Consider the following 11,060-nt stretch of genomic DNA (forward strand, 5'->3'; position numbering starts at 1 on the left):
CCGACCCCGGCGGCGAACCGGTTCCGCCGTTGATCCGCCACGCCCCGGATCACCCGCGCAGCACATCGGAGGCCGGGAGTTCACGGCACGGCATCCCGGCAGGTCGGGAAGGGCCGGACCGACTGGCTATGCTCACGACATGGCCGCTCTTGGATGGCTCACACCCCGTAGGCGCCCCGCCACAGCACGGAGCGTGCTGGCAGGCGAGGCAGCAGCTGAGGCAGCGCGGAAGTCCTCCGTCCCCACCGAACTCCCCGACGACCGGCCCTCCGCCGACGACTCCTCCGCCGCCGGCCGGGACACCTCCGTCCGCCCGGAGACCGCCGAATCCGCCAGCCCCTCCGAATCCGCCGAATCCGCCAGGACCGCCGAATCCGCCGAGCCGGCCTTCCCCGTCGTCGGCGACGAGCGGGCCGCCGCCTTCTTCGACCTGGACAACACCGTGATGCAGGGCGCGGCGCTCTTCCACTTCGGCCGCGGCCTGTACAAGCGGAAGTTCTTCCAGCGCCGCGAGCTCACCCGGTTCGCCTGGCAGCAGGCGTGGTTCCGGCTGGCCGGCGTCGAGGACCCGGAGCACATGCAGGACGCCCGCGACAGCGCCCTGTCCATCGTCAAGGGCCACCGCGTCTCCGAGCTGATGTCCATCGGCGAGGAGATCTACGACGAGTACATGGCCGACCGCATCTGGCCCGGCACCCGCGCCCTCGCCCAGGCCCACCTGGACGCCGGACAGCGGGTCTGGCTGGTCACCGCCGCCCCGGTGGAGACCGCCACGATCATCGCCCGCCGCCTCGGGCTGACCGGCGCGCTCGGCACGGTCGCCGAATCCGTGGACGGCGTCTACACGGGCCGCCTGGTCGGCGAGCCGCTCCACGGGCCCGCGAAGGCCGAGGCGGTCCGCGCCCTGGCCGCGGCCGAGGACCTGGACCTCGACCGCTGCGCGGCCTACAGCGATTCGCACAACGACATCCCGATGCTGTCCCTGGTCGGCCACCCCTACGCGATCAACCCGGACGCCAAGCTCCGCAAGTACGCCCGCGCCCGCGACTGGCGACTGCGGGACTACCGGACGGGCCGCAAGGCGGCCAAGGTCGGCATTCCGGCCGCGGCCGGCGTCGGCGCACTCGCGGGCGGTACCGCGGCCGCCGTCGCCCTGCACCGCCGCCGCCGCTGACGCACACCCGTTCGCACCCCGCTGCGGCCGCCGGCCACGCCCGAACACGCGCCGCCAATCGGAACCCCTTACCCACCGACCGCTCCCGCCAGTCGGATTGCGCGCACCCGACCACAACCCGTCGCCCCCGCAGGCAGATCGCGAACTAATCCGATCAATAACCGGTCACGATGTGCTACTTGATACGTCGATTAGTCGCTACGGAAGCGACGTAATCGATGATTTGAGCAACTGGGTGTAGCACTGCCTGTACGAAGCGTTATTCTCCTCAGACGCATTCCGGAACCCACCACTCACTACGACGAGTGACGGTTTCGCACTGCACGTGATGGAAGCTCTGCCTCTGGGAGTCCCGTGTACCCACACGTCGGGGTTGACGCCTCGGGCCTGGCTACGCTGCGCGCAACGGTCGCCAACCGTTTGCGCGGCTTCGTCCCCACCGCGTACGCCGTACCCGCCTGTGCCACCCCTGCACCTGTCGGCCCCTGCTACGCCATGGCCGAACGCGGTGCGGCGGTCGGAAGACGCAGCAACCGCGGCACAACTACTACGTCCACCGTCCGCAGGCCCACCGCCGACAGCGACAGCGCGCGCATGATGGATCTCGTCGAGCGCGCCCAGGCCGGCGAGGCCGACGCCTTCGGCCGCCTCTACGACCAGTACAGCGACACCGTCTACCGCTACATCTACTACCGCGTGGGCGGCAAGGCGACGGCGGAGGACCTCACCAGTGAGACCTTCCTGCGCGCCCTGCGCCGCATCTCCACCTTCACCTGGCAGGGCCGCGACTTCGGCGCCTGGCTGGTCACGATCGCCCGCAACCTGGTCGCCGACCACTTCAAATCCAGCCGCTTCCGACTGGAGGTGACCACCGGCGAAATGCTCGACGCCAACGAGGTCGAGCGCAGCCCCGAGGACTCCGTCCTGGAATCCCTCTCCAATGCCGCACTGCTGCAGGCCGTGCGCCGACTCAACCCGCAACAGCAGGAATGCGTGACCCTGCGCTTCCTGCAGGGCCTCTCGGTCGCCGAGACCGCCCGGGTCATGGGCAAGAACGAGGGCGCGATCAAGACCCTGCAGTACCGCGCCGTCCGGACCCTGGCCCGGCTCCTTCCGGACGACGCCCGCTGACCCGCCTCCGGCCACATCACTCTCGGCGATATGTTCATCACTCACCGGTCGTATCATCGTTCTTGCGTAACCCATGTGCCGCGCTCCTCGTTGTGCCGGTTGCAGGCCCCCTGTCGCCACCCCATGTCCGCCGACACTCACTCATTCGTGTGGAAGCGCTCAAGGTGTGCAACCTTCCGGACCGTCAGGGGAGTCGACCGTCATGACGAGAGGAGGTGCCGCCAGTGATCGCAAACGTTTCGGCACACCGGCGGGCGAACGCCTTCGCCCAGGCCCTGGAGGAGCAGTCGCTCCACGGTGCGGCGGCCGCGCAGCCCGAGGAACCGGCCGAACCGGCCGACCACGGACCGCTGCTGGCCCTGGCGAACGGCCTCGGTGAGCTACCGCGGCCCGAATTGGATCCCGAGGTCAAAGTGGTGCAGCGAGCCCAGCTCGTCGCCGCCATGGAGGCCATGTTGGCCGAAGGCGGTGCGTCCGCGGGCCCTACGGTGCCCGAACAGCGGGCCAAGGGGGCCCACCGTGCCTCCCCGCTCCGGAAATTGCGTCCGCGCTCACGCTGGACGAAGGGCCTCGCGGCCGGCGGACTCACCGTCGGTGTGGCGGCGGGAGCCTTCGGCGGAGTGACCGCTGCCAGTTCCGACGCCCTGCCAGGTGATTCGCTCTACGGGCTCAAACGCGGCATGGAGGACATCCACCTCGGCATGGCCAGCGGCGACGCCGACCGCGGCGAGGTCTACCTCGACCAGGCGTCGACCCGGCTCAGCGAGGCCCGCCGGCTGATGGAGCGCGCCCGCTCCGGCGACCTCGACCACGAACAGCTCGGCGAGGTCAGGCGCACGCTCAACGGCATGACGCACGACGCCACCGAGGGCCACCGCCTGCTCCACGCGGCGTACCAGCGGGACGGCGCCATCGGCCCGATCCAGACCCTGGACTCCTTCTCCCGCTCGCACCGCGACAGCTGGAGCAGCCTGCGCAACCGGCTGCCCGTACAGCTGACCGATGTCGGCGACCAGGTCAGCTCGGTCTTCGACGCCATAGACGAAGAGGTCGGGCCGCTGCAGTCGCTGCTGCCCCGCACCCCGGACCGGAGCCGCGGCGCGCGGCGGTCGGACGCCACGGAGCAGGACACGGGACCGTCCGGCACGGACCGCTCCACGTCCTCGTCGCCGCAGGCCCCGCACGGCAGTACGGGCCACAGCCCCGCCCCCCGGCCGTCGGACTCCGACAGCACCCCGTCCGACGGCCTGATCGGCGGCGCGGACGGCCTCCTCGGCACCCCGCCCCCGGGCACCGCACCGTCCACCGACGGCCGGATCAGCCCCCCGCCCTCACCGGACGTGACGCTGCCCCCGCTCCTCCCCGGACTGCTCCCGGGCCTGGGGCTCAACAGCGAGAATCTGGACGAATGACACCGTCCCGGTCGCCGGACGGGCACTCCGAGCCCGTCCGGCGACCGAGGCCGAAGCACCCACCGGCACACCGCCCGCCCCGGTACGCACCTCAGAAGAACACCGACCTCCGCTGCACCAGCAACTTGTACAGCGTGTGCTGAATCTGCTCCCGCACCTGATCCGTCAGATTGAACATCAGCATCGGGTCCTCCGCCGCCTCCACCGGATACCCACTCGTGGAGATCGGCTCGCCGAACTGGATCGTCCATTTCGTCGGCAACGGCACCGCCCCGAGCGGCCCCAGCCAGGGAAACGTCGGCGTGATCGGGAAGTACGGGAATCCCAGCAGCCGTGCCAGCGTCTTCGAGTTGCCGATCATCGGGTAGATCTCCTCGGCCCCCACGATCGAGCACGGGACGATCGGCACCCCCGCCCGCAGCGCCGTGGAGACGAAACCGCCCCGGCCGAAGCGCTGGAGCTTGTACCGCTCGCCGAACGGCTTGCCGACACCCTTGAAGCCCTCCGGCATCACCCCGACGAGCTCACCGCGCCGCAGCAGCCGCTCCGCGTCCTCCGCACAGGCCAGCGTGTGCCCGGCTTTGCGGGCAAGCTCGTTGACCACCGGCAGCATGAAGACGAGATCGGCCGCGAGCAGCCGCAGATGCCGCCCCGCCGGATGGTTGTCGTGCACGGCGACCTGGAGCATCAGCCCGTCGAGCGGCAGCGTCCCCGAGTGGTTGGACACGATGAGCGCCCCGCCGTCCGACGGGATGTTCTCGATGCCCTTCACCTCGACCCGGAAGTACTTCTCGTAGACCGGCCGCAGCATCGACATCAGGACCTGATCGGTCAGTTCCTCGTCGTACCCGAACTCGTCGACCTCGTACTCGCCGGTGACCCGCCGCCGCAGGAACGCGAGCCCGCCGGCGATCCGCCGGTCCCAGCCGCCGCGCTCGGCCCCCTCCAGGGGCTGCCCGGCCCGCCGGGGCTCCCCCTGCGGCAGCGAGGCATCCTGCTGCCCGGGAAGGGCGCTGACGGCCGCGGTCCCGACCACGGAAGCCGCGGAAGGTCCCTGCCCCCTGCCCCCCGCTGACCGGCGCCGCGCGGAACGCGACGGGCCGCCCGACCGCGAACGGTCGTCGTCGAACGGAATGACCTTGGCATCCGCCATCGTCGGTGCGCTCCTCTACCTGGCGCTGGGGGTCGGGTGTGTGTCGCCCGCCCCGGTGGTTCCCGGAACATCGCCGGCCGCCCCGGCGAACGGCATGGCGGCCAGTCTGTCGACCGCCCTTCCCGCCGCCTCGGGCGGCAGCAGCCCCGGCCCCTGGCTGCGCGCGAACTCCGCGAACGTCTCCGCGGTGGTGAACTCCGGGTGGAAACCCAGGGTCTCGCGCATCTGGACGGTGGAAACCACCCGGCCGTGGGTGAGCAGCCGGATCTGCTCCGGCGAGAAGTCCGTCATGCCGACCCTGCGCAGCGCCTGGCCGACCCAGGTGACGGCGGGCAGCAGCAGCGGCATCGTCGGCCGCCCCAGCCGCCGCGAGCACTGCGAGAGCAGCAGCACACCGTCCCCGGCGATGTTGAAGGTGCCGCTGTTCAACGTCCCGCGCCTCGGCTCGCGGGAGGCGATTCCCAGTACGTCGACGACATCGTCCTCGTGCACGAACTGGAGCCTCGGGTCGTATCCGAACACCGTGGGCAGTACGGGCAGCGACAGATAGTCGGCGAGCGGCGAATCCGCCTCCGGTCCCAGAATGTTCGCGAACCTGAGCACGCACACGGCGACGTCCGGCCGACGGCGGGCGAAGCCCCGTACGTACCCCTCGACCTCCACCACGTCCTTGGCGAAGCCCCCGCTCGGCAGGGACTTGGGCGGCGTGGTCTCGGTGAAGACCGCCGGATCGCGGGGAGCGGAGCCGTACACGTTCGTACTGGACTTGACGACCAGCCGCCGCACGCTCGGCGCTTTCTGGCAGGCCCCGAGCAGCTGCATGGTGCCGATGACGTTGGTCTCCTTGACCGTCGTCCGGCCGCCCGTACCGACCGCCTTGGCAGAGACGTCCAGGTGGACGACCGTGTCGACGGAGTGCTCGGCGAGGACTCTCGCGATCGCGGGCTGGCGGATGTCCGCCGCCACGAAGTCGGCGTCGCCCAAGCGGTGTCCGGGCGCGACCGCGTCGACGGCGATCACCCGGTCCACTTCCGGATCACGCTGGATGCGCCGCACAAAGCGGCCGCCCAGCTGCCGGGCCGCTCCCGTGACCAGCACGACCTTCCCCAAGATCAGCGCCTTCCGTCGAAAGGTTTCCCCTGGGCGTCACCGTAGCGGGTGGATGTTGCCCCGTGATGACCGCACGGCGGGCTTCTGCTGCGTCTTTGGCCCGAATGCGGGTACCGCCACAACGCGCCGCAGCCCTCCCGCCACACGGGCGGGAGGGCTGCGGATTCACGAACTGCGTTCGCCTACTTCTTGTTGCGACGCTGAACGCGCGTGCGCTTGAGCAGCTTGCGGTGCTTCTTCTTGGCCATCCGCTTGCGCCGCTTCTTGATAACAGAGCCCACGACTACCCTCGCTCACTTCTTCTTCACTGGTGCGGGGCGTCTGGGCCCACACGACCTACGTCGGCCTAGCCTACCCGCCACCGCGTGAGGGGCGTAATCCGAGGCGAACCTCAGGCGGACTCCACCCCCACGAAGGACTCGCGGAGATACTCGTGAACCGCTTGCTCCGGAACCCGGAAGGACCTGCCCACCCGGATCGCCGGCAGATGACCGCTGTGCACCAAGCGGTACACGGTCATCTTCGACACCCTCATGACCGAGGCGACTTCCGCCACGGTCAGAAATTTGACCTCGTTGAGAGGCCTCTCGCTGTCAGCAGCCATGACCCACCTGTACCTTCCGCACGAGACGCCCACCGGCTTCCCCTCCGGTGACTCTTCGTCGTTGTGCGCTCACTCCCCAGATTAGGGGCGCGTGATGCGAGTGGGGAAGAGGAGAGACGATCGGCCGCCTACTGTGACAGACGCGCCCGATTGAGTACATAGCGCGTGAGCGGTCGGTAGGAGGCGGACCGTACGGCGTCGTCGAGCGGGACGGCGACCGACACCCGCCCCTCGGCCTCCCCGACGAACAGCGCGGGGTCGTCCGTATCCGCCAGCCCGATCGCCTCGATGCCCAGCTGACCTGCCCCGCAGACCCACCCATGGTCCCCGACGACCAACTCCGGCAGCCGCCCGCACCCCTCCGCCGCCGACTCCAGGGCGACCCTGACCGGCAACGGTGAATGGGTGTGTGCGCCGGCGCCACCACCGGAAGCCCGCACGCCGGGTTCACGCACCATCGCGACTCCTCGTACGTAGTCGAGGTTGTACGTGCGTACGCCGAACCGGGTCGTTATGTCGATACATCGCCCCTGCGCGGGTGTGAGTACGGGGCACCCGGCCGCCGACAGGGCGTCTGCCAGCTCTGCGTAGAAACCGAGCAGCCGGTGCGGATGCCCCGTCCCCAACAACACCGGCGCCCGCCGGACCGCCGCATGCGACAACCGCTCGGCGAAGGCGTCCAGAGCTGCCAGGGTCCGCTCCGGATCGATCACATCATGGCCCGAAACATCAGCGGGATCGTCCGAAACACCACACTTGGCGGCCATCAGACGAAGAAGATCGGGCTCCTCCCAACACCGTTCGGGGTCGAGGCCGAGCATCACCCGCGGGTCGCGGGCCGCGAAGAGCCGATAACTCCGCAGGCTCACTTCCCTCGACGTGGCCACGGGCCCGGCCAGCCGGGCCGCCAGCAGATGCGCACGCAGCGCTCCGGTGCTCAACACCCCACCGATGCTGCCCCACTCACCCGGACGGAGGGCCAGAAGCCCGGATACGCCCCACAGTTGGCGTAACCCGGCCCACGACGGCACGGCCGGCCGACCGGCCGCCCCCGCCCGCCCTCGCGCGGAGAGGCCCGCACCGCGACAACCGCCCCCGCCCGCCTCAGGCCAGCAGCCCCCGCAACGGGAACGCCGCCCGCCTGGTCGCCAGCACCGCCTGGTCCAACCGGTCCGCGGGGTCGTACCCCTCCTCCCACGACTTCCAGGAAGGAGTACGCCCGTCCGTCATCCGGGCCGGCCCCAACTGACGGGTCCGCGCATAGACCTCGTCCCGCCATGAGGCCGGAACCACCGACTCCGGATCCACCGGCGCGTGCGCGGCGATCCCCACCAGATGCGTCCAGGCCCGCGGCACCACGTCGACCACCGCGTACCCGCCCCCGCCGAGCGCCACCCAGCGCCCGCCCTCCGCGTACGCGTGGGCGAGATCGTGGCAGGCCGCCATCACCGCCCGCTGCGCGTCCAGCGACACCGCGAGATGGGCGAGCGGATCCTCGAAATGCGTATCGGCCCCGTGCTGACTCACCAGCACCTGCGGCCTGAAGTCCGCCAGCAGCTCCGGCACGACGGCGTGGAACGCCCGCAGCCAACCCGCGTCCCCCGTACCCGCCGGCAGCGCCACATTCACCGCACTGCCCTCACCCGCCCCGGAACCGGTCTCCTCCGGCCAGCCGGTCTGCGGAAACAGCGTGCGCGGGTGTTCGTGCAGCGACACGGTCAGGACCCGCGGGTCCTCCCAGAAGGCCGCCTGCACACCGTCCCCGTGATGTACGTCCACGTCTACATACGCGACCCGCTCGACACCCAGCTCCAGCAGCCGCGCGATGGCGAGCGCCGGATCGTTGTAGATGCAGAACCCCGCGGCACCCCCCGGCATGGCATGGTGCAGCCCACCCGTGAAGTTCACCGCGTGCGCGGTGTCCCCACGCCACACCGCCTCGGCCGCGGCCACCGACTGCCCGGCGATCAGCGCCGACGCCTCATGCATCCCCGCGAACGCGGGATCGTCCACCGTCCCGAGCCCGTAGTTCTGATCGGCGCGCTTCGGATCCGCCGACGCGGCGCGCACGGCGGCCACATAGTCCTCGCGGTGCACCAGGCGCAGCGTGGAATCCCCGGCGGGCTTGGCCGCCACCACGTCCACGGCCCCGTCGAGCCCGAACGCCCGCACCAACCCCATCGTCAGGGCCAGTCTGACGGGGTCCATCGGATGGCTTTCGCCGAAGTTGTATCCCGTTACTGCGTCATCCCACATCAACTGTGCGCGGCCGCTCATGCCCGCCACCGTATCGGGCAGGTTCCGTGCCGAACGACTTGGCGTACACGAGCATCGCGAGCACCAGCACCATCGGTACGAGCATCGCCCCCCGGTAGCTCCAGGCGTCCCCGAGCGCCCCCACGAGCGGCGAACCCACCAGGAATCCGACGTAGTTGAAGACATTCAGCCGTGCGATGGCCGTGTCGCTCGCCCCGGGGAACATCCGCCCGGCAGCCGCGAACGTCTGCGGCACGATCACACACAGACCGAGACCCAGCAGAGTGAACCCGAGCATCCCGACCCACGCACCCCCGGCCACCGCCACCACACCGAACCCGGCAGCGGCCAGCACACTCCCGAACCGCACCACGGCCACAGCCCCGAACCGCCGCACCCCGAAGTCCCCGACGGTCCGCCCCAGCAGCGTCGTCACCATGTAGACGTTGTACGGAACGGTCGACAGCTGCTCCGTGCTGCCCAGCACGTCCTGCAGATACTTGGCGCTCCAGTTGGAGACCGTCGAGTCCCCTATGTACGCGAAGCTCATCACCAGGCAGAGCGGCATCAGCAGCTTGAAGGAGACCGAAGCGGCCCCCTTCCCCTGCGCCTCCACCGGGGCCGCCTCCACCGACGCGCCCTCGGCATACCACCGGCTCGCGATGAACACGACGGGCAGCAGCACGACGACCGCCGGAAGGTACGAGACCAGCAGCGACAGATCCCAGTGCGCCCCGGCCCACGCCATGGACGCCCCGGCGATCCCGCCCAGGCTGTACGCGGCATGGAACCCCAGCATGATGGAACGTCCGTACGCCCGCTGAAGGCTGACCCCCATCATGTTCATGGAGGCATCGAGCGCCCCGACGGCAAGCCCGAACACCCCGAGCGCCAGAGCCGCCTCCCACAACGCGCTCCCGGCCCCGGCACCGAGCAGCGCAAGCATCACAACGGGCTGCGCCCACCTCAGCACGACCCCTGGCCGCACCCGCGCGACCACCTTCTCGGTGACCACGCTCCCCACCCCGGCCAGGATCGGCACCGCGGCCAGGAACACCGGCAACAGCCCGTCGGATATCCCGTACCGGTCCTGGATGGCGGGAATCCGCGTCACGAGCAGAGCAAAGGTGACCCCCTGCACGAAGAAGCTCAACGCGAGAGAGGCCCTGCCGTGCCGCAAGCGAGCATGTGTCATGGCCGCGAGCGTAAGGCCACCATCTACCCATGGGTAGATGGATCAGGCGAGCAATTCCCGCAGTTGGCTCATGTCGGAGAAGTGCCCGGTCACCCCGGCGAGCCGGTCCGCCGGCATCATCGACGTAAACCCGTACACATCCATCCCCGCAGCCTGGGCCGCCTCCACGCCGAGTGGGCTGTCCTCGATGACGACGCACCGCTCGGGAGGGACACCCATCCGCTCGGCGGCACGCAGAAACAGATCGGGCGCCGGCTTTCCGCGCGCCACATCCTCCGCGCTGAAGATCCACTCCTCCTCGAACCACTGGTCGAGCCCGGTCTTGCGATGCCCGACCCGGATCCGCTCATGGGTCCCGGAGGACGCGACGCAGTACGCCACCCCGTCGGCGACTAGCTTCCCCAGCACCTCGTCGACGCCCGCCACCGGCTCCAGCTCCTGCTGGAACGCCGCGAAAATCCGTGAGTGCAGTGTCTCGTCGAAGTCAGAGGGCAGCTTCTCCCCGGTCCTTTCCTCGACGAGATCGTGCACCCGGTGCACGGCAGCCCCCATGTAGTCGCGAAGACACTCCTGGTACGAGGTGGGGTGACCGAGCTCCGTAAGGTACTCGGCCAGGATGGTGTTGGAGATCGGCTCGCTGTCCACGAGCACACCGTCGTTGTCGAAGATGACCAGTTCGTAGCGCATGCTTCGAGCCTAGACGCTCTGAACGCAGAAAAGCCCCGTGCCACAAGGGCACGGGGCTTCTCACAAAAGGAGTTCGGCGGCGTCCTACTCTCCCACAGGGTCCCCCCTGCAGTACCATCGGCGCTGAAAGGCTTAGCTTCCGGGTTCGGAATGTAACCGGGCGTTTCCCTAACGCAATGACCACCGAAACACTATGAAATTAACCAACACCGGAACAACACGGCCGTTCGTTATTTCAGAACAAACACAGTGGACGCGAGCAACTGAGGACAAGCCCTCGGCCTATTAGTACCAGTCAGCTCCACCCGTTACCAGGCTTCCACATCTGGCCTATCAAC

At 69.5% G+C, this 11,060-nt stretch carries 11 protein-coding genes and 1 rRNA gene; 3 read left to right on the forward strand and 9 right to left on the reverse strand.

Annotated elements, in window-relative coordinates; translation table 11 throughout:
- Positions 1 to 139 precede the first annotated feature (139 nt).
- From ACFVT1_RS17770 to ACFVT1_RS17780, 3 genes are all read left to right on the forward strand, one after another.
- A complete protein-coding gene (locus ACFVT1_RS17770) occupies positions 140 to 1,174 on the forward strand; it encodes an HAD family hydrolase (protein ID WP_389796152.1) in 1,035 nt (344 codons plus the stop codon).
- Positions 1,175 to 1,528: 354 nt separating this feature from the next.
- Positions 1,529 to 2,305 (forward strand): ECF subfamily RNA polymerase sigma factor, BldN family, encoded by a 777-nt coding sequence (locus ACFVT1_RS17775; RefSeq protein ID WP_362199079.1) that lies wholly within the window; start codon positions 1,529 to 1,531, stop codon positions 2,303 to 2,305.
- 224 nt (positions 2,306 to 2,529) lie between these two features.
- On the forward strand, positions 2,530 to 3,717 hold the full coding sequence (locus ACFVT1_RS17780) for a DUF5667 domain-containing protein (RefSeq protein ID WP_389796154.1): 1,188 nt from the start codon (positions 2,530 to 2,532) through the stop codon (positions 3,715 to 3,717).
- Positions 3,718 to 3,808: 91 nt separating this feature from the next.
- Here ACFVT1_RS17780 and ACFVT1_RS17785 read toward each other — a convergent pair whose 3' ends face one another.
- The 9 genes from ACFVT1_RS17785 to rrf form a co-directional block, all read right to left on the reverse strand.
- Positions 3,809 to 4,870: a lysophospholipid acyltransferase family protein gene (locus ACFVT1_RS17785; protein WP_389796155.1), complete on the reverse strand. Its 1,062-nt coding sequence runs from the start codon at positions 4,868 to 4,870 to the stop codon at positions 3,809 to 3,811.
- A 15-nt stretch (positions 4,871 to 4,885) separates the two neighbouring features.
- Positions 4,886 to 5,980, reverse strand: coding sequence for an NAD-dependent epimerase/dehydratase family protein (locus tag ACFVT1_RS17790; protein ID WP_389796158.1), 1,095 nt, complete (start codon positions 5,978 to 5,980; stop codon positions 4,886 to 4,888).
- Positions 5,981 to 6,162: 182 nt separating this feature from the next.
- On the reverse strand, positions 6,163 to 6,261 hold the full coding sequence (locus ACFVT1_RS17795; RefSeq protein ID WP_003948845.1) for a 30S ribosomal protein bS22: 99 nt from the start codon (positions 6,259 to 6,261) through the stop codon (positions 6,163 to 6,165).
- A 110-nt stretch (positions 6,262 to 6,371) separates the two neighbouring features.
- On the reverse strand, positions 6,372 to 6,584 hold the full coding sequence (locus ACFVT1_RS17800) for a helix-turn-helix domain-containing protein (protein ID WP_158070919.1): 213 nt from the start codon (positions 6,582 to 6,584) through the stop codon (positions 6,372 to 6,374).
- Positions 6,585 to 6,712: 128 nt separating this feature from the next.
- Complete coding sequence (locus tag ACFVT1_RS17805; protein ID WP_389796161.1) at positions 6,713 to 7,528, reverse strand: phosphatase; 816 nt, start codon at positions 7,526 to 7,528, stop codon at positions 6,713 to 6,715.
- A gap of 160 nt (positions 7,529 to 7,688) precedes the next feature.
- Positions 7,689 to 8,861, reverse strand: a complete 1,173-nt coding sequence (locus tag ACFVT1_RS17810) for an acetoin utilization protein AcuC (protein WP_389796163.1) — start codon at positions 8,859 to 8,861, stop codon at positions 7,689 to 7,691.
- Positions 8,830 to 10,035 (reverse strand): MFS transporter, encoded by a 1,206-nt coding sequence (locus tag ACFVT1_RS17815; protein WP_389796166.1) that lies wholly within the window; start codon positions 10,033 to 10,035, stop codon positions 8,830 to 8,832. Before ACFVT1_RS17815 ends, ACFVT1_RS17810 begins: the two co-directional genes overlap by 32 nt.
- A 42-nt stretch (positions 10,036 to 10,077) precedes the next feature.
- A complete protein-coding gene (locus tag ACFVT1_RS17820) occupies positions 10,078 to 10,722 on the reverse strand; it encodes an HAD family hydrolase (RefSeq protein WP_389796168.1) in 645 nt (214 codons plus the stop codon).
- 71 nt (positions 10,723 to 10,793) lie between these two features.
- Positions 10,794 to 10,910, reverse strand: a 5S ribosomal RNA gene (rrf, locus tag ACFVT1_RS17825).
- Positions 10,911 to 11,060: the final 150 nt, after the last annotated feature.

The organism is Streptomyces sp. NPDC057963, assembly GCF_042887155.1.
Lineage (GTDB): Bacteria > Actinomycetota > Actinomycetes > Streptomycetales > Streptomycetaceae > Streptomyces.